This window comes from Streptomyces sp. NPDC001153, assembly GCF_053598315.1.
Genome location: NZ_JBSFJZ010000006.1, coordinates 296753 through 315242, shown reverse-complemented (window position 1 = coordinate 315242; position 18490 = coordinate 296753). Strand labels below are relative to the sequence as shown.

At 71.2% G+C, this 18490-nt stretch carries 18 protein-coding genes and 1 pseudogene; 6 read left to right on the top strand and 13 right to left on the bottom strand.

The features are described 5' to 3' along the window. Positions 1-133: 133 nt before the first annotated feature. The 5 genes from ACWDEN_RS09735 to ACWDEN_RS09715 form a co-directional block, all read right to left on the bottom strand. A complete protein-coding gene (locus ACWDEN_RS09735) occupies positions 134-1210 on the bottom strand; it encodes a hypothetical protein (RefSeq protein WP_450858249.1) in 1077 nt (358 codons plus the stop codon). Between the two features lie 405 nt (positions 1211-1615). After that, positions 1616-3253: a glycoside hydrolase family 13 protein gene (locus ACWDEN_RS09730; protein WP_450858248.1), complete on the bottom strand. Its 1638-nt coding sequence runs from the start codon at positions 3251-3253 to the stop codon at positions 1616-1618. A gap of 24 nt (positions 3254-3277) precedes the next feature. After that, entirely contained in the window at positions 3278-4138 is an 861-nt protein-coding gene (locus ACWDEN_RS09725; protein WP_351613545.1) for a carbohydrate ABC transporter permease, read from the bottom strand. After that, positions 4135-5169, bottom strand: a complete 1035-nt coding sequence (locus ACWDEN_RS09720; RefSeq protein WP_351613543.1) for a carbohydrate ABC transporter permease — start codon at positions 5167-5169, stop codon at positions 4135-4137. The genes ACWDEN_RS09725 and ACWDEN_RS09720 overlap by 4 nt, the downstream gene beginning before the upstream one ends. 11 nt (positions 5170-5180) lie before the next feature. Next, positions 5181-6479, bottom strand: coding sequence for an ABC transporter substrate-binding protein (locus tag ACWDEN_RS09715; RefSeq protein ID WP_450858245.1), 1299 nt, complete (start codon positions 6477-6479; stop codon positions 5181-5183). 307 nt (positions 6480-6786) lie between these two features. Between ACWDEN_RS09715 and ACWDEN_RS09710 the strand changes: the two genes are divergently transcribed. Then, on the top strand, positions 6787-7821 hold the full coding sequence (locus ACWDEN_RS09710) for a LacI family DNA-binding transcriptional regulator (protein WP_351613578.1): 1035 nt from the start codon (positions 6787-6789) through the stop codon (positions 7819-7821). Positions 7822-7917: 96 nt separating this feature from the next. Here the strand turns inward: ACWDEN_RS09710 and ACWDEN_RS09705 are convergent, their stop codons facing one another. Together ACWDEN_RS09705 and ACWDEN_RS09700 are read right to left on the bottom strand one after the other, a co-directional pair. Beyond that, positions 7918-8157 carry a hypothetical protein gene (locus tag ACWDEN_RS09705; RefSeq protein ID WP_450858243.1) on the bottom strand — a complete coding sequence of 80 codons (240 nt, stop codon included), beginning with the start codon at positions 8155-8157 and terminating at the stop codon, positions 7918-7920. A gap of 16 nt (positions 8158-8173) precedes the next feature. Then, positions 8174-9328 carry an anion permease gene (locus tag ACWDEN_RS09700; protein ID WP_450858241.1) on the bottom strand — a complete coding sequence of 385 codons (1155 nt, stop codon included), beginning with the start codon at positions 9326-9328 and terminating at the stop codon, positions 8174-8176. Positions 9329-9478: 150 nt separating this feature from the next. Here ACWDEN_RS09700 and ACWDEN_RS09695 point away from each other — a divergent pair, with 150 nt between their 5' ends. The 3 genes and pseudogenes from ACWDEN_RS09695 to ACWDEN_RS09685 form a co-directional block, all read left to right on the top strand. Beyond that, positions 9479-9877: a helix-turn-helix transcriptional regulator gene (locus ACWDEN_RS09695; RefSeq protein ID WP_099055057.1), complete on the top strand. Its 399-nt coding sequence runs from the start codon at positions 9479-9481 to the stop codon at positions 9875-9877. A 118-nt stretch (positions 9878-9995) separates the two neighbouring features. After that, complete coding sequence (locus tag ACWDEN_RS09690) at positions 9996-10412, top strand: VOC family protein (protein WP_351613532.1); 417 nt, start codon at positions 9996-9998, stop codon at positions 10410-10412. A 67-nt stretch (positions 10413-10479) separates the two neighbouring features. Next, positions 10480-11217: pseudogene (locus ACWDEN_RS09685) on the top strand (VOC family protein); the annotation flags it as partial. Positions 11218-11241: 24 nt separating this feature from the next. Here ACWDEN_RS09685 and ACWDEN_RS09680 read toward each other — a convergent pair. The 5 genes from ACWDEN_RS09680 to ACWDEN_RS09660 form a co-directional block, all read right to left on the bottom strand. Continuing rightward, on the bottom strand, positions 11242-11574 hold the full coding sequence (locus ACWDEN_RS09680) for a DUF952 domain-containing protein (RefSeq protein WP_351613576.1): 333 nt from the start codon (positions 11572-11574) through the stop codon (positions 11242-11244). A 38-nt stretch (positions 11575-11612) separates the two neighbouring features. Continuing rightward, positions 11613-12035 (bottom strand): YciI family protein, encoded by a 423-nt coding sequence (locus ACWDEN_RS09675; RefSeq protein ID WP_351613529.1) that lies wholly within the window; start codon positions 12033-12035, stop codon positions 11613-11615. A 37-nt stretch (positions 12036-12072) separates the two neighbouring features. Beyond that, a complete protein-coding gene (locus ACWDEN_RS09670; RefSeq protein WP_351613526.1) occupies positions 12073-12288 on the bottom strand; it encodes a hypothetical protein in 216 nt (71 codons plus the stop codon). Positions 12289-12477: 189 nt separating this feature from the next. Continuing rightward, positions 12478-13653, bottom strand: a complete 1176-nt coding sequence (locus ACWDEN_RS09665) for a family 2 encapsulin nanocompartment cargo protein polyprenyl transferase (protein WP_351613523.1) — start codon at positions 13651-13653, stop codon at positions 12478-12480. A gap of 112 nt (positions 13654-13765) precedes the next feature. Beyond that, on the bottom strand, positions 13766-15172 hold the full coding sequence (locus tag ACWDEN_RS09660) for a family 2B encapsulin nanocompartment shell protein (protein ID WP_351613520.1): 1407 nt from the start codon (positions 15170-15172) through the stop codon (positions 13766-13768). A 166-nt stretch (positions 15173-15338) separates the two neighbouring features. On the opposite strand from ACWDEN_RS09660, the gene ACWDEN_RS09655 reads away from it, so the two are divergent. Next, a complete protein-coding gene (locus ACWDEN_RS09655; RefSeq protein WP_351613517.1) occupies positions 15339-16232 on the top strand; it encodes a 1-aminocyclopropane-1-carboxylate deaminase/D-cysteine desulfhydrase in 894 nt (297 codons plus the stop codon). Positions 16233-16234: 2 nt separating this feature from the next. Here ACWDEN_RS09655 and ACWDEN_RS09650 read toward each other — a convergent pair whose 3' ends face one another. After that, positions 16235-17830 carry a Na+/H+ antiporter gene (locus tag ACWDEN_RS09650; RefSeq protein WP_351613514.1) on the bottom strand — a complete coding sequence of 532 codons (1596 nt, stop codon included), beginning with the start codon at positions 17828-17830 and terminating at the stop codon, positions 16235-16237. A 61-nt stretch (positions 17831-17891) separates the two neighbouring features. Here ACWDEN_RS09650 and ACWDEN_RS09645 point away from each other — a divergent pair, with 61 nt between their 5' ends. Next, positions 17892-18152 carry a UBP-type zinc finger domain-containing protein gene (locus ACWDEN_RS09645; protein WP_351613511.1) on the top strand — a complete coding sequence of 87 codons (261 nt, stop codon included), beginning with the start codon at positions 17892-17894 and terminating at the stop codon, positions 18150-18152. The last annotated feature ends 338 nt before the right edge of the window (positions 18153-18490 follow it).

Sequence of the window (18490 nt, the reverse complement as noted above, 5' to 3'; positions counted from 1 at the left end):
CGACACCCACCCCATACGACAACGTCGGCTCCCAAGACCACAACCAGGTCTTGGGAGCCGACGTCACGCACGGGCCCGAATTAACCAACAGCGTCGGTTTCTCCGGCCGGGCCCCTGCCTGTGCGGCCGCAGATCAGGGATTCCAGCCCCACACCTGGCTCGCGCCCTGCCTGGGACAGGAGTTCAGCCCCTGTGTCGTGGGCAGGCGGTCTTGCGACATCACGTGCGCATACGTGTTCCAGACCTCGGCGTGCCCCAAGCTGTAATTGCACACCAGGACACGGCTGCGCACCGCACCGCCGGCGCGTTTGACGGCGGGGAAGTAGTTCTGCTGGATGCTCTGGTGGTGGTTGGTGGCAGTGAGCTTGCCGGCCATGACGATCAGCCGATTGTCCGACGAGAGCTGCAGCCACCAGGCCAGCGTTTGATCGGCCTGTACGGTACGAGTGCCCGGTTCGTCGCATTTCCCGAAGTCCGACTGCGGCGTCCCCGGGTCGTAGAGAACCACGTAGTCGATGTTCCTCGCCCGGGCCGGATCGTGATCCTTGAGGTAGCGCAGAGCGTAGATCGGACCCAGTCGGCCCAGGCTCCATCCGGCCAGGCGTGTGATGTTCCGGCCCGCGAACGCCACGGCGTTCGCCGACGGCCGGCAGGAGCCGTCACCCGGCCATTTCCCGTCGTAGCTGCCGTCGGCCGTCAGCACCCGACCGAAGTGCAGGCTGCGCGCCAGATCCGCCCCGGCGTTGCCCTTCCCGGAGTAGTAGGCCACGTTCTGGCCCGCCGGAGCGGGAGGACTCGGAGTGCCGCCGCACGGCGGGACACCTGGGGCCACGTGGTTGGCGGTCATGCCGTCGTTGACGTAGTGGGTGTTGAGGAACCCTTTGTTGGCGCGTCCGGCTGCGCTGGGACGGGAGATGTTGTCGCTGTAGTACCAGACCCGGTTGCCGTGCGGTCCGACGGAATCCCCCATCAGGTAGCACTCGGCTCGTACCTGCTCACCGCGGTAGACGCCCAGGCCGGTGATGCGGTCGGTGTCCTGGGTGTGGGGGCTGTTGCGGAACCATACGCCGTCGGGGAGGGTCTCGCTGGTGTTCATCACCGTGAAGACCGGGCCGGCGTCGGCGGACGCCGGCGCAGTACCGGCGATCAGGCTACCGGCGATGACGGCGGCGCTCGCGGCCGAGGCGAGTGCCGCGCGGAGTTGTTGCAACAACTAGCTCCTCCGAAGAGTGGAGATGGTGCACCGCGCGGAGAGCCCCGCTGTGGCAGAGGGTGCCGCCCAGGTACTGATCCCTCCAAGATTGCCGAATACCGTATTTTCGGCTCCAATCCCCCTTCAGCGTAGTGAAGTTGTTATGACGCATATGCCGGGTGGTCGATGCCGCCGAGGCCGCCGCCCTGACTCCCGCGCGGGTCGTGGGCGCGCGAGCCGGTGCGGACGGCGAGCCGCCCGGGATGGACGACCCCCGTCGCGCCGATCGTCCGCTCCCACAGGCCACGTCCGCCGCGCTCACCTCCGCCGAACTCCCCTTCCCGGACGCCGACTTCGGCGCCGCCCTCCGCGAAGCCGCCGTCCTCGTGCCGGCCTTTCCGGTCGGCGCCCCACGGAGCGGCGCTACACCGCCAGCCACGCCGCCTGGTCCGGACCCAGCCGGCCGTCCTCGACGGGTCCGCCGGCCAGCAGGATCTCGCTGTGGGCGGGCAGCGGGTACGGCTCGGTGGAGAGGTTGACCACGCAGACGAAGCCGGGGTCGCGGCGGAAGGCGAGGACCCCGGCCGGGGCGTCCAGCCAGGTGAGGGTGCCGTCGCCGAGGGCGGGGTGCTCACGGCGCCGGCGCAGGGCGGCGCGGTAGAGCTCCAGCATGGAGGTGTCGTCGCCGGTCTGCGCCTCGACGGTGCGCGCGGCCCAGTCCGCGGGCTGCGGCAGCCAGGGTGCGGCGGAGGCGTCCTCGGGGCTGAAGCCGTACGGTGCCGTCCGCCCCGACCAGGGGATCGGCACCCGGCAGCCGTCGCGGCCGCGGTCGGTGTGGCCGGAGCGTTCCCAGACGGGGTCCTGGAGGACGGCGTCGGGGAGGTCCTCGACCTCGGGCAGGCCGAGCTCCTCGCCCTGGTAGATGTACGCGCCGCCGGGCAGGGCGAGCATCAGCAGGGCGGCCGCACGGGCCCGTCGGGTGCCCAGTTCGAGGTCGAGGGGGCCTTCGGGTGCGTAGCGCTCGTTGGCCACCCAGCGCCGGGCCGCCCTGCGGCCGTACCGGCTGGCGTGGCGCATGACGTCGTGGTTGGAGAGCACCCAGGTGGCGGGCGCGCCGACCGCGCCGAGCATGGCGAGGGAGTCGTCGACGACCGCGCGCAGGTCCTTCGGGTCCCAACGGGACATCAGGAAGTCGAAGTTGAACGCCGTGTGCAGGCCGTCCGCGCGGACGTAGGCGGCCAGCCGCTCGGGGGTGTCCGCCCAGGCCTCGGCGACGAAGCACCGGTCGCCGGGGAACTCGTCGGCCACCTTGCGCCAGGCGCGGTAGATCTCGTGGACCTCGTCGCGGTCCCAGTGGGGGTGGTCGAGGTGCTGCCGGCGCCGGCCGACCCCGGCCGGACGCGGGGGCAGGTCGGGCAGTTCGGGGTGCTTGATCAGGCCGTGCGCCACGTCGATGCGGAAGCCGTCCACGCCCCGGGCGAACCAGAACCGCAGGACCGACTCGAACTCGGCCCGCACCTCGGGGTGCTGCCAGTTCAGGTCGGGCTGCTGGGGGGCGAAGAGGTGCAGGTACCACTCCCCGTCGGGCAGCCGGGTCCAGGCCGGGCCGCCGAAGGAGGAGACCCAGTCGTTGGGCGGCAGGGCGCCGTCGGGGCCGCGGCCGGGGCGGAAGACGTAGCGCTCGCGCTCGGGGCTGCCCGGTCCGGCCGCGAGCGCCGCCTGGAACCAGGCGTGCCGGTCGGAGGTGTGGTTGGGCACCATGTCGGGGATGATGCGGATCCCGTGCCGGTGGGCTTCCTCTATGAGCTGCTCGGCCTCCTCCACGGTGCCGAACAGCGGGTCGATCGCGCGGTAGTCGGCCACGTCGTAACCGTGGTCCGCCATCGGCGACTTGTACCACGGGTTGATCCACAGGGCGTCGACGCCCAGCGACTTCAGGTACGGCAGGCGGGAGCGGATGCCGGCGATGTCGCCGACGCCGTCACCGTTCCCGTCGGCGAAGCTGCGGATGTAGACCTGGTAGATGACGGCGCTGCGCCACCAGGGTGCGGTACCGGGCATGCTGTTCCTTCACAGTGGGAGGGTCTACTTCGCGGCACCGGCCGTCAGGCCGGCGACGATGCGGCGCTGGAAGAGCAGCACCATGACCACCAGCGGGATCGTGACGAGGACGCCCGCGGCCATCTGGCTGCCGAACGGGGTCTCGTACGTCGTGGCGCCGGTGAACTTGGAGATGGCGACCGGTGCGGTCTGCATGTCCGGCCGGTTGGTCATCGACAGGGCGATGAGGAACTCGTTCCAGGCGGCGATGAACGTGATGATCGCGGTGGTGAAGATGCCGGGCGCGGCGAGCGGGATGATGATCTTGCGGAAGGCCTGGCCCCGGGTGCAGCCGTCGACCATGGCGGCGTGCTCGAGTTCGTCCGGCATCTGCCGGAAGAACGTGGTCAGGTTCCACACCGCGAGCGGCAGCGCGAAGGACATGCTGGGCACGATCATGGCCTGGTAGGTGTTGATCCAGCCGAGGTCCGTGAACAGCTTCAGCAGCGGGACCACGATCGACACCACCGGGAACATCGAGGTGGCGATGACGAGGGTCAGGATGAGGCGCTTGAAGCGGAACTCCAGCCTCGCCATCGCGTAGGCGGTGAACGTGGCCAGCAGCAGCGCCAGCGCGGTGGTGATGCCGGCGACGACGAGGCTGTTGAGCAGCGCCCGCGTGAACCCCTGGGAGGCGCCGAACAGCGAGCGGTAGTTCTGGAACGACACCGGGGACGGGACGAGCGAGGTGTCGAAGATGTCGGAGGTGCGGCGCAGGCTGGAGACCAGCATCCAGTAGAACGGCGCCAGGCAGTAGGCCACCACCGCGGCGACCCCCACGTACAGCAGCCGGCCGCGCCGTTTCGCCGTGGTCGCCGTGCTCGCCCTGGGCGTCATGGCTGTCATGCCGTCACCTCCGCGCGGCGGACGAACACGAGTCCGGTCCTCTTACGGCGGCCGCCGCCGGTGCCGCCGACCAGATCGGCGCCCAGCAGCCGTACGAAGGCGAGCGCGACGAGGAAGACGTAGAGGAAGAGGAGGACGGCGTAGGCGGAGGCCGGGCCGAAGCGGACGTTGGACGCCTCGTTCTGCGCCAGCATGGACAGCGTTTCCACCGAGTTCTTCTGTGCGCCGATCAGGATGTACGGCAGGTCGAACATCCGCAGCGCGTCCATGCAGCGGAACAGCATCGCCACCAGCAGCGCGGGCTTCACCAGGGGCAGCGTGATGTGCCAGAACCGGCGCAGCGCGCTCGCGCCGTCGATGCGGGCCGCCTCGTACACCTCGTTCGGGATGACCTGCAGTCCGGCCAGGACCAGCAGCCCGATGAAGGGGGCCGTCTTCCACACCTCGGCGACGATGACCGCGACCTTGGCGTGGAAGCCCTCGGTGGTCCACAGGATCTGGTGGCCGATCAGGGCGTTGGCGACGCCGTCGCTGTTGAAGATCCACCGCCACAGCAGGGCGGAGATGGCCGTGGGCACCGCCCAGGGGACGAGGATGCTCGCCCGGACCAGGGCCCGGCCGCTGAACGCCCGGTGCATGATGAGGGCCATGACCACGCCGATCACCGTCTCCAGCCCGACGGTGACGACGGTGAAGAAGGTGGTGTTCCAGAAGGCGTTCCAGAACCGGTCCCCGGCGGCGCCGACGATGTCGGCGTAGTTCTTCAGCCCGACGAACGGCTCGGTGCTGCGGATGAAGCCGGTCCTCGGGTCCAGGCCCTTCGGCCCGTACAGCGACTCCCGCAGTGCCATGACCGTCGGGTAGAGCACGACGATCGTCAGCACCAGGAGCGTCGGGGAGACCAGCAGGGCCGCCATCCGCCCGGAGCCGGCCGTGGCGCGGGCCCGGGTGCGCCGGCCTCTCACCGGTGTGCGGGACGGGTGGTGGGTCCCGGCTGCGGCGGGTCCGCTGGGGATCTCGACGTCGGTCATGGCCCCGCTCCTCACTGCGCCGTGGACTTCTGCAGCTCTTGCTGCAGGTCCTTCAGCGCCTGTGCGCTGCTCTTGGTGCCGGTCAGCGCGGCGTATGCCTCCTGCTGGACCGCGGAGGTCACATCGCCGTAGCTCACGACCCGCGGGCGCGGTACGGCGCGCAGGATCGACTGCTTGAGGACCGGGAGGTACGGGTACTGCCGGGCCAGTGACGTGTCGTCGTACAGGCCGGTGTACGGCGGGGCGAGGGAGGCCTTCTCCAGGAAGGTCCGCGCGGTGTCCTCGCTGCTGAAGAACTTCATGAAGTCCAGTGCCGTCGCCTTGTTCTTCGCGAAGGAGGACAGGGCCAGGTTGTGACCGCCCAGGCTGGAGGAGCCGGGGCCGTTCAGGCCGGGCAGCGGTGCGACGGCGTACTTGCCGGCCAGCTTGCTCTTGCCGGCGAGCGCGTACATGTACGGCCAGTTGCGCAGGAAGACCAGTTTGCCGGCCTGGAACGCCTGGCGGCCGTCCTCCTCCTGGTAGGTGATGGCCTCCTTGGGGATCGTGCCGTCCCGGAAGGAGCCGGCGAGGAAGTCCAGGCCGTTCTTCGCCGCGGGGGTGTCCACGTCGGGCTTGCCGTTGGCGTCGGTCACGACACCGCCCGCGGAGTTCACGGCCTCGGAGAAGTTCACCGTCAGGCCCTCGTACTTCTGGAACTGCCCGGCGTAGCAGGACATGCCCTTGGCCGCGGGCAGCTTCGTCACCTTGGCGCAGTCGGCCATCAACGCGGCCCAGGTGGCCGGGGGTTCGGTGACTCCGGCCTGCTTCAGCAGGTCGGTGCGGTAGTACAGCAGGCCGCCGTCCGAGCTGGCCGGGGCCGCGTACAGGCCGCCGCGGTACCTCGCCGTCTCCACCACCGGCTTCAGCATCTTCCCCAGCGGGAACTGCTGATCGGGCAGCTTGTCGATCCACTGGTGGGCGGCGAACTCCGACGTCCACACGACGTCCAGGGAGAGCACCGTATAGGCGTCGGACTTCGTCTCCGCGTTCTGGATCATCTGCTGGCGCTGCGCGTCCGCGTCCGTCGGCAGCTGGATGAAGGTGACCTTCTCCTTCGGGTGCATCTTGTTCCAGCGGTCGAGGACCGGCTGTACGGCGCCGGTGGTGTCCTTTCCGGCCACGTAGGTGATGGGGCCGCGGCCGGTGAACGACGTGGTCCCGGACTGCCCGGCGGAGCCGCCGTCGTCGGACGAGCCGCAGGCGGCGAGGAGGAGCCCGGCGGCGGCGAGCGCGGCCGAGCACTGAAGGGCTCTGGCTGTTCTGGTCTTCACTGTCTGTCTCTCCTGGTCGTGCGGAACCGAAGGCGACTCTGTTGTGAGACTGCGTTGTCACGGCAGCCAATTGATCAAATACGCAGGTCAAAGCAGCTGAAGTGAGCGCTCGGGGAACGACTTTGACCCGGTCGAGACAACGCTTGCACGCTAGGAGTGGGGTAAGCGGAAGTCAATGCGTTACTTCTGGGTAATGAGAGGAGGACGGGGCAAACAGCGTCGTGAAAGCGCTGTCACACCGGGCCTGGCGGCGCTGGCCTCCTGTGCTACCGTCCGGCACATGCCACCAGCTCAGCGACACCCCACGATGGCTGACGTCGCCGAACGGGCCGGGGTATCCGCCTCCACCGTCTCGCGGACCCTGCGCGGCCTGAGCACCGTCTCACCGGAGGTGCGCGCCCGCGTCGAACAGGCCGCCCGCGAACTGAACTTCGCCGTCTCGCGTCAGGCCGCAAGCCTCGTCACGGGGAAGACGGGCACCGTGGCGGTGCTCGTCCCCACCCTCAACGCCTGGTTCATGGGCTCGGCCCTGTCCAGCCTGGGCCCGCTGCTGCGGGCGGCGGGCATGGAACTGACCGTCTATGTGATCCCCGATCTCGCCGAGCGCACCTCGTTCTTCGAACGGCTGCCCGCCCGCCGGAACGCCGACGCGCTGCTGGTCTTCTCCTTCGACCTCACCGAGGAGGAGACCGGCCGGCTGGACAGCCTCGGCATGCCGGTCATCTACGTCAGCCAGCACGTCGACGGCCGCCCCAGCGTGTACGTCGACGACGTGGCCGGCGCCCTGCACGGCACCCGGCACCTGCTCAACCTCGGCCACCGCCGGATCGCGTTCATCAAGACGGTGGGCGCGAGCGGCTTCTCCTTCAGCTCCAACGAGCGGCTGCTCGGCTATCAGCAGGCGCTCACCGAAGCGGGCCTCCCGCTCGACGACGATCTGGTGGCCGCGCTGCCGGTCGGCGACAAACGCGCCACCGCCGAAGCGCTCGGAAAGCTGCTGAGCCTGCGCGAGCCGCCCACCGCCGTCTTCGCCGAACAGGACGAGGTCGCCGTCGCCGTCATCCGGGCGCTGCGCCGGACGCGGATCGAGGTGCCCGAGCAGATGTCCGTCCTGGGCTTCGACGACCAGCCGGTGGCCGACTGGTTCGACCTGTCCACCATCGCCCAGTCGCCCTCGGACATCGGCCTCGAGGCCGGCCGGCTGGCCCTGAAGCTCATCAACGACTCCGAGCCTGACCACAGGCAGCACATCGTGCTGCCCACCCATCTGATCCCGCGGGCCACCACCGCTCCCCTTCTCCCGAGGGAGCAGGAGGCCGACGGCGGGGCTCCGCGCACCTGAGGCCGCGAACACCGCAGCCGCCCGAGGCTCCGAACGCGGCAAGGGGGCCCGGTCGGTTTCCCCTCGACCGGGCCCCTGCCGTTGGTCGCGTGTCCGTCAGTGGAACTGCGGCACGATCAGAAAGATCCCGTACGCCACCACCGCCGCGCAGGCCAGGAAGCACAGGGCGGCCTGGACCCGGCCCGCGGTGGCGGCTCCGGAGCGGCCGGCTTCGACGCCGTCGGCTTCGGCCCGGGAGAGCCCCAGGACGCCGAAGGTGAAGACGACGACCACGGCGACCGTGACACCGAGGCTGACCGCGGCGACCTTGCCGAGGGCGGACCAGTCGACATGCATGGGGACTCCCGGAGGTTCAGGCGGCCGTACCGACGTTCGTCGGGGCCTGGGTGCGGAGGGTGACCTCGTGGCGGTCGTTGACGTTGTCGGCGCGCACCGGGTTGCGGCGGGACGCGGCGACGATGACGACGGCGAGGGCCAGGGCGACCAGGGCGATGACCGCCGTACCGAGATTGCCGCCGTGCTTGACCACGCTCGCCGCGAGGCCGCCGACCAGCGCGGCGGCGGGCAGCGTGATCAGCCAGGCCAGCACCATACGGCCGGCCACGCCCCAGCGGACCTCGGCGAGCCGGCGGCCGAGACCGGCACCGAGGATGCTGCCGGAGGCCACCTGCGTGGTGGACAGCGCGAAGCCGAGGTGGGCGGAGGTGAGGATCACGGTCGTGGAGGCCGTCTCGGCGGCGAAGCCCTGCGGCGACTGGATCTCCGCCAGGCCCTTGCCCATCGTGCGGATGATCCGCCAGCCGCCCAGGTAGGTGCCGAGTCCGATGGCGACGCCGGCCGCGCCGATCACCCACACCGGCGGGCCGGCGTCGTGGCCGAGCGCGCCTGCCGAGATCAGGGTCAGCGTGATGACGCCCATGGTCTTCTGCGCGTCGTTGGTGCCGTGCGCGAGGGAGACCAGCGAGGCGGAGGCGATCTGCCCGAGGCGGAACCCCTTGGTCACCGAGTCCTGGCGGGCGCGGGCGGAGAGCTTGTAGGCGAGGTAGGTGGCGACCAGGGCGGCCACGCCGGCCACCACCGGGGAGGCCACGGCCGGGATCAGCACCTTGTCGACGACCTTGTCGAAGTGCACGCCGTGGGAGCCGGCACCGACCCAGACCGCACCGATCAGACCGCCGAAGAGGGCGTGGGAGGAGCTGGAGGGCAGTCCGGCGAGCCAGGTCACCAGGTTCCACAGGATCGCGCCGACCAGCCCCGCGAAGATCATCGCCGGGCTGACCAGGGTGTCGTCCACGATCCCCCCGGAGATCGTCCTGGCCACCTCGGTGGACAGAAAGGCGCCGACGATGTTGAGGATTCCGCTGACCAGAACCGCGACCCGCGGCTTGAGCGCGCCGGTGGCGATGGAGGTCGCCATCGCGTTCGCGGTGTCGTGGAACCCGTTCGTGAAGTCGAACGCCAGTGCCGTGACGATGACGACCGCCACGAGGAACGTGATGTGGTCCATTCCCCCAGACAAGCAAGGGCGGGCCAATGCGCGGAGAACCGAAGGCGAACGGCGTGTCGAATATGGGGAAGCCTGTTGTGCAGTTCTGTGCGGAACCGTTGCATCCTCAGGTGTTCTCCCGGTGTCAGTGCCCTGTGCCACGCTGTGGACATGACGCTGGAGGACCTCAGACGGCTGCGGCGCGTGCGCGACCGCATGGACCGTGAGTACGCCGAGCCGCTCGACATGACCGAGCTGGCCCGGGGCGCCCACATGTCGCCGGGCCACTTCCAGCGCAGCTTCCGCAAGGCCTTCGGCGAGACCCCGTACAGCTATCTCATGACCCGCAGGATCGAGCGGGCCAAGGCGCTGCTGCGCCGGGGCGACCTCACCGTGACCGAGGTGTGCCTCGCCGTGGGATGTACCTCGCTCGGCTCCTTCAGCTCCCGCTTCACCGAGCTGGTCGGGGAGACGCCGAGCGCGTACCGGGCGCGCGACCACGAGGAGAGCGCGGTGATCCCGTCCTGCGTGGCGCGTACGTTCACCCGTCCACGCCGCCGACCGTACTGAGCCACCCGCGCGGCCTCCGACCGCCCGCCCCTGCGCGAGCGCCCCATGACGTCCCCGGTGCCCGGGCGGCCTTTCCGGTTCGCGCGCGTCGCGGCCCGGATGGGCCTAGCGTGAGCCCATGGACGTGAAACTCAAGCAGTGCTTCATCGCGGTGGACGACCATGACAAGGCGCTCGCCTTCTACCGTGACGTGCTCGGCCTGGAGGTCCGCAACGACGTGGGCTTCGAGGGCATGCGCTGGGTGACACTCGGCTCGCCGCTGCAGCCGGACGTCGAGATCGTGCTGGAGCCGCCGGGCGCGAACCCCGACGCCTCCCCCGCCGACCGGCAGGCGCTCGCCGAGTTGCTCGCCAAGGGCATGCTGCGGGGTGTCATCTTCACGACCGAGGACTGCGACGCGCTGTACGAGCGGGTGCGTGAGTCCGGCGCCGATGTGCTCCAGGAGCCGACGGACCAGCCGTACGGGGTGCGCGACTGCGCCTTCCGGGACCCGGCGGGCAACCAGCTGCGCTTCCTCCAGCGGCCCGCGGAGTGAACGCCCTGCCGCCCGGTCCGCGTGAATCGCCCGGTTCGGCCGGGGAGTTCACGCCTGCACTCCCCACGTGATCATTCGCTGGACGTACGCCTGCGCCGACCGGCCCGCCGCCCTGCTGCCCGAGGCACGCGCCTTCTGGACCGCCGTCACCGGCACCCGGGCGTCCCGGCCCCGTGGTGAGCGGGGCGAGTTCACGACCCTGCTGCCCGAGGGCGCGGCCGGGGCGGACCCGTGCGTGAAGCTCCAGGGCGTCACCGAGGGCGGCGGCGCCCACCTCGACCTCTGCGCCGGGGACGTACGGGAGCTGACCGCGGCGGCCCTGGAACGCGGCGCGGAGCTGGTGGCGGACCACGGCGACCGGGCCCTCCTGCGCTCCCCGGCGGGGCAGTTGTTCTGTGCCGTGCCCTGGCACGGGGAGGCGGTGCGGCCGCCCGTCGTGGCCGGCAGCCGGCTGGACCAGGTGTGCCTCGACATCCCGCCGTCGGCGTACGCCGCCGAGTCCGCGTTCTGGGCCGGGCTCACCGGCCGGCAGCGACTGACGGGTTCGCGGCCGGAGTCCGAGGTGCTGAAGCCGCCGGCGGGGCTGCCCGTCCGGATCCTGCTCCAGCGACTCGACGAGGAACGCCCCGCCTCCGCCCACCTCGACCTCGCCTGCGCGGACGTCGCCGCGGTCCGCGCCCGGCACGAGAAGCACGGCGCCGCCTCGGTGGGCGAGGGCCCGCACTGGACCGTGATGCGCGATCCGGCGGGTGGCGTCTACTGCCTGACCGGCCGCGACCCGGAGACGGGCGGCCTGCCGGGCGGTCGGCGGGCCGTCGTCGCCCAGAGGTCACCCCCAGGACTCGACGTCCACCACGGCGTCGGCCGGCACGGGCCCGTACACATGCGGGAACTCCTCCCCGCCGGGCTCCACGGCCTCGTACCTCACCGGCGCGCCGACCAGGGCCGGGTCCACGACCAGCACGACCAGCTCGTCCGGGCCGTCGTAGCCGCCGTAGAGGAACTCGGCGATGCGCGGCAGCTGTTCGCGGGTGGAGAAGTGGATGAAGCCCTCCTCCTGCAGGGTGCGGCCACGGGTCGACACCTCATAGGTGCCGCGTTCGCGCGCCGCCTCCCACAGGGAGCGCTCGGTGATGTGGACGATGTACGGAAGTTTCGGCATGCGGCCACGCTACGGCCCCGGCCGGGCCGCGCGTCTGCTTACCCCGCACCGATGTCGCCGGCGCCGTCCATGAGGGGCCGGATCACCACGGGGTAGTCGATCAGGCCCTCGGGGCCGGGGCAGCGGGTGACGCGTTCGGCGATCTCGGTGACCCGGTCCAGGCTCGCGCAGTCCACCAGCCAGTAACCGGCCATCAGCGCCTCGGTCTCGCCGTACGGGTCGTCGGTGACCACAATCCCGCCGTCCTCGCCGCGCGCCACGAGCCGGGTGCGGGCGGGCTCGGCCAGGCCCTGGGCGTCGAGGAGTTCGCCGGACTCCTGGAGGTCGTCGTTGATCGCGCTCATGTACAGGTACATGGCCTTGAGCTGCACCTCGGTCCAGGCCGGGGCGTGCCGGGTGGGCCTGCCGGCCATCGCGTCGTAGTCCGCCTGCGTGCCCTGCACCGTCACCAGGTACCTCATGGACCGCTCCTTCGGCTCGAGACCTCCTCGGCACGGCTCAGGATTTCTCGGCCGCGGATCCACCGGGGCGCGGCCGCTCGGTCCCCTCGGCCGGAGCCGCCGGCCCGACAGGCTCCCCGTAGGCCGGGCAGTCCGGGTTGCGGCAGGGGCCGGGACCCCACACCGGTACCCAGGCGCCCAGCGTCTTGTGCCGTCCGACGACCGTGTCGACGGGCTGTCCGCAGACGGGACAGACGTGGTCCTCGCTGGCCATGTCCTCAGGGTAGGGCGGGCGGGGGGTCGGCGCTTCCCGCGGTACGTCCGCACCGGCGCGGACAGGCAGCGGGTCCCGCGCACTGTGGGGATGCGCGGGGCCGCCCGACCGGAGCCCCGGGGACCGCGCGGGGTCAGGAACCGCACGGCCCGGGGCTCCGGGTCCTTCTCGCTGCCGGGGCCGGCAGCGTCAGCTGCTGCGCCGGGTCACGAACTCGGCGAGTGCCAGCAGACCGCCCGCCGCCTCGGGGACCGGGACGGCGCGGGACAGCTCCTGCACGGCGCGGGCCATCCGGTCGGCCGCCTCGGCCTGCGCCCAGTCCCGGCCGCCGGCCCGCTCCACGGCCAGTGCCGTACGCGCGATGCCCTCCTCGTCACCGGACACGTACGGCTTCCCGTACAGCTCGGCGAGTTCGGCCGCGGCCTCGGTGCCGGAGGACAGGGCCGCCACCACGGGCAGCGACTTCTTGCGGGCGGCGAGATCGGCACCGGCCGGCTTCCCGGTGCGCCGTGGGTCACCCCATATCCCGATGACGTCGTCGATCAGCTGGAAGGCGAGCCCGGCCTGGCGGCCGAAGCCGTCCAGCGCCGCCACCTCCTCCTGGCCGGCGCCCGCGTACAGCGCCCCCAGGGCGCAGGCGCAGCCCAGCAGCGCCCCGGTCTTCGCCTCGGACATGGCGAGCACCTCGTCGAGGGCGACCTCGTCCGGGGCGCGGCGCTCCATGTCCGTGTCGGTGTGCTGACCGGCGCACAGCTCCACGACACAGCTCGCGAGCCGGGCCGCGGCCGGACCGGCGGCCGGGTGCGGGTCCTCGGCCAGCAGCCGCAGGGCCAGCGCCTGGAGGGCGTCACCGGCGAGGATCGCGTCGGCGTCGCCGAACACGGTCCACGCGGTGGGGCGGTGCCGACGGGAGGTGTCCCGGTCCATCACGTCGTCGTGCAACAGCGTGAAGTTGTGGACCAGTTCGACCGCGACCGCCGCCCGGACCGCCGCCGTACGGGCCGGGGTTCCGCCGAGGGCCGCGGCCGCCGCCAGGACGAGCGCGGGCCGTATCGCCTTGCCCGCGTTGCCGGTTGCCGGGGTGCCGTCCGCGTGCTGCCAGCCGAAGTGGTAGAGCGCGATCCGGCGCATGGAGGCGGGCAGCGACTCCAGGGCCGCCCGCAGTTCCGGGTCGACGACGGCGCGGGTGCGCTCCAGCAGCGCCGCCGCCTCGTGCGGGTCGGGCTGCCCTTCGCGGTGTCCCTCGGCAGGCCCGTCGAGCGGACCGGTACCGGTGTCGCCGGTCCTCCCCCGCCGTTCCCCCGCCGTGCCGGGGTGCGGCACGGCGGGGGAACGCTGTTCGGTCTCCGTCATGAACTCGGCCATGTCTCCCCCTCGCCAGGTCCGCGGACACCGGCGTCGCCGGCCCGGCCGGACGCATATCCCGAGGGTCTACCCTCCCCGGCGGGCGGGGACACGGCCGCGAAGTGCGGAAACGTCACCTCCACCGGCCGATCTCGACGTTCTCCAGCACGCCGAGCGCGTCGGGCACCAGAACGGCGGCCGAGTAGTAGGCCGTCACCAGGTACTTGATGATCGCCTGTTCGTTGATGCCCATGAACCGCACGGACAGGCTCGGCTCGATCTCGTCCGGGATGCCCGACTGCCGCAGGCCGACGACACCCTGGTCCTGCTCACCGGTACGCATCGCGATGATCGACGTCGTGCGCTCCGGGGTGACCGGGATCTTGTTGCACGGGTAGACCGGGACTCCGCGCCAGGTCGGGATGCGGTTGCCGCCGATCTCGACGGTCTCCGGAACCAGTCCGCGCTTGTTCAGCTCGCGCCCGAACGCGGCGATCGCGCGCGGGTGGGCCAGGAACAGCTTGGTGCTGCGCCGGCGGCTGAGCAGCTCGTCCATGTCGTCCGGGCTGGGCACACCGTCGTGCGGCTGGATCCGCTGGTCGTACTCGCAGTTGTGGAGCAGGCCGAAGTCGCGGTTGTTGATCAGCTCGTGCTCCTGGCGCTCCTTGAGCGCCTCGACCGTGAGCCGCAGCTGCTGCTCGGTCTGGTTCATCGGCTGGTTGTAGAGGTCGGCCACGCGCGTGTGGATGCGCAGCACGGTCTGGGCGATGCTCAGCTCGTACTCGCGGGGCCGCGCCTCGTAGTCCACGAAGGTGTGCGGGATGTCGGGCTCGCCGGAGTGGCCGGCCGCCAGCTCGACCTCCTTCTCGCCGTACTTGTTGGTCCGCTGCTCCGGCAGCGAGCGCAGCTGCTCGAGGTGGTCGCGCAGGCTGTCCGAGCGCTCGGCGACCTGCTGGAAGTCCTGGCGGCTGAGGATCAGCACGGTGGTCGCCGTGTCGGCACGGACGGTGTGGTCCCAGATGGCGTCCGGGTCCAGCAGCGCCTGGTCGCCGAAGTAGGCGCCGTCGGCGAGGACTCCGAGGACGGCGTCGTCGCCGTAGGGGCCGGTGCCGATCTTCTCGACCCTGCCGTGCGCCAGCAGGTAGACCTCGCCCATCTGGTTGCCGAAGTCGGCGATCACCTCACCGGGCGCGAAGTCGCGCTGGCGGCAGCGCCGGGCGAGCTCCGTCAGCACCTCCTCGTCCTCGTAACTGCGCAGGGCCGGCAGCTCGCCGAGTTCGGCCGGGATGACCTCGACCTGGTCCCCGGTCTTCACGAAGGTGATGCGGCCGTCTCCGACGGAGTACGACAGCCGCCTGTTCACACGGTATGTACCGCCCTGTACGTCGACCCACGGGAGTGTGCGCAGCAGCCAGCGGGAGCTGATCTCCTGCATCTGAGGAACGGACTTGGTGGTGGTGGCCAGGTTCCGCGCGGCCGCGGTCCCGAGGGACTGCTGCGGCTTGCCCTGTTCCGTGCGGACCTCTTCGCCTACCGACATAGAGAATTGCCTCCCAGGTATACCCGGTGCCGAATCGCAGATGGCACCGGTCTCGGCACCGAGCCTTCCATCACGGTGCGTGGTCGCGCCATTACCCGAAAGAGCGGGAATGGATCATCGGATTACTGGGCACGAAGAGGGATCTCATCGCTGCGACAATGAAGCGGTGACCAGCCGGACCGTCCTCGCCCCCCGACTTCCCTCCCCGCTCCAGGAGGTCGGGGACGAGCGGTTCGAGAGGCACGGACTCCGGCTGCTGCTCAAGCGCGACGACCTGATCCACCCCGACCTCGTCGGCAACAAGTGGCGCAAGCTGGCGCCGAACATCGAGGCGGCGCAGGGCCGGCCGCTGGTGACCTTCGGCGGGGCCTACTCCAACCACCTGCGCGCCACCGCCGCCGCGGGCCGCCTGCTCGGCCTGCCGACCACCGGCGTGGTCCGCGGCGCGGAGCTGGCCGACCGCCCGCTCAACCCCTCCCTGGCCCGGTGCGCGGCGGACGGCATGCGGCTGCATTTCGTCGACAGATCGACGTACCGGCAGAAGAACGAGCCGGAGACACTGGGCGCCATCCTGCGCGCGGCCGGCGCCGGGGAGGCGTACGTCGTGCCCGAGGGCGGCAGCAACAGCGCGGCCGTACGCGGCTGCCGGGCCCTCGGCGAGGAGCTGCGCGGACACGCCGACGTCGTCGCCGTCGCCTGCGGCACCGGCGGCACGCTCGCCGGGCTGGCCGCGGGTCTGGCCCCGGGGCAGCGGGCACTCGGCGTGCCGGTCCTCAGGGGCGGCTTCCTGGGAGGCGACGTACAGGCGCTGCAGGAACGTGCTTTCGGCGGCCGTACCGGTTCCTGGTCCCTCGACGAGCGGTTCCACTTCGGCGGTTACGCCCGTACGACACCCGAACTGCGGGCATTCGCCGCGGACTTCGAGGACCGCCACGGGCTGCCCGTCGAGTGTCTCTATGTCGCCAAGATGCTCTACGGACTTGTCGCCCTCGCGGCCGAGGGCGCCTTCACGCGCGGCACGGCGATCGCGGCCGTCGTCACCGGGCGGCCCTTCCCGTAGGGCTAGCTCGCCTCACGGTAGGCCGCCGCCTCCTCCAGGTCCAGGCGTCTGAGCAGCACGCGCAGCATCTCGTCGTCGATGTAGCGGTGGTCGCGGAGCCTGACGAAGACCTCGCGTTCGGTGCTGATCATCTCGCGGGACAGGCGGCGGTAGGTGTCGTCCACGGATTCGCCGGTGACGGGGTTGGTCTGGCCGAGGCGCTCCCAGACGGCGTTGCGGCGGCGTTCCAGGACCGTGCGCAGGCGGTCGGCGAGCGGTGGGGGCAGGGCGTTGCGGTCGTCGGCGAGGAGGTCGTCGAGGCGGCTCTCGGCGGCGCGGGAGGCCTGGGCCTGGGCGTTGGCCTCGGCGAGGGTCTCGGCCTGCGGGTCGCGGCCGGGGAACCTCATCAGGCGGATCAGCGGCGCGAGGGTCAGGCCCTGCACCACGAGGGTGCCGATGACCGTGGTGAAGGTCAGGAAGAGGATCAGGTTCCGCTGCGGGAAGGGGGCGCCGCCGTGCACCGTGAGCGGGATCGAGAAGGCGATGGCCAGGGACACCACCCCGCGCATGGCGGCCCACGACGTCACGATCGGCGCCCGCCAGGTCGGGTTCTCCTCGCGCTCCCGGATGTGCCGGAAGAGCAGGCGGGGCACGAAGGCGGCCGGGTACACCCAGACGAAGCGGGCCGCGACGACCACGAGGAAGACCGCGATCGCGTACCAGACCGCGTCGGCCCCGTGGTACGCGGCCAAGCCCTGGAGGACGGTGGGCAGTTGCAGGCCGATCAGCGCGAACACCGCCGATTCCAGCAGGAAGGCGACCATCCGCCAGACCGCGTCCTCCTGGAGCCGGGTGGCGAAGTCGACCTCCCACGCGTGGTGCCCGAGATAGACCGCGACGACGACGACCGCCAGGACGCCGGAGCCGTGGAACTGCTCGGCGACGCCGTAGGCGACGAACGGGATCAGCAGGGAGAGGGTGTTCTGGAGGAGGGCCTCCTTCAGGTGTGTGCGCAGCCAGTGGATCGGCACCATGAGCACCAGTCCGACGACGACCCCGCCGACGGCGGCCCGCAGGAACTCGCCGAACCCGCCCGCCCAGGTCGCGCCCGCGCCGACGGCCGCGGCGAGGGCCACCTTGTAGGCGGTGATCGCGGTGGCGTCGTTGAGCAGGGACTCGCCCTGGAGGATGGTGGTGATCCTGGAGGGCAGGCCGACCCGGCGCGCGATCGCCGCGGCCGCGACCGCGTCCGTCGGCGCGACGACCGCGCCCAGCACCAGCGCGGCGGTCAGCGGCAGCCCCGGTACGACGAGGTAGGCGACCCAGCCGACGGCGAAGGTCGCGAAGAGCACGTATCCGATCGACAGCAGCCCCACGGGCCGCATCTGGGCGCGCAGATCGAGGTACGAGCTCTCGGTGCCCTCCTTGTACAGGAGCGGGGGCAGCACCAGGGGCAGGACGATCTCCGGGTCCAGGGTGTAGTGCGGGACGCCCGGGACGTACGAGACCGCGAGGCCCACGGCGACCAGCAGCAGCGGCGCCGGCACCGGAGTGCGCCGGGCGGCCCCCGCGATCCCCGCACTGCCCGCCACCAGCAACAGCAGCGGCATCACATCCATGATCCTCGCCCACCCTCGTTTTCCGCGCGGCCACCCGCACGACCGTCGTAATCTGGCAATCATGAAACAGTGCACGCACGCCGACGCGCTGCCGCACCCGGAACCGGAGCCGCTCGATCCGACCTGCCCCGAGTGCCTGCGCAACGGCACGCACCCGGTGCAACTGCGGCTGTGCCTCAGCTGCGGCCATGTCGGCTGCTGCGACTCCTCGCCCGGCAGGCACGCGACGCAGCACCACGAGATGTCCGGTCACCCGGTGATGCGGACCTTCGAGCCCGGCGAGGACTGGCGGTGGTGCTTCGTGGACCACGTACTCGTCTGACCCTGTCCGGCCCTTTCCGACCCTCTTCCGAGCGGCTTTCCGTGTGATCGCATTCCCGCCCGACCGGGTTGTCGTGTGACACTGCATGGGGCGGTGGCCGCACGACGGTTCGAGCGTGTGACGTCTGGGTACGTCAACCCGGCGCGCGCTCTTCCCATTTGGGCCCGCAAACCCTCTAGACACGGAGCGTATGCACAGCTTTACTGTGAGTGACGCCAGGGGGGTTGGGGTCCCGGGACAGGAACGTTCGGAGCGCGATAGCGTCACCGCGGAACCGCGTCCGCGTTACCCCGGGGGGCGACCCTCGGCCCCGTAAAGCTTGTACCACCATGGAGGTG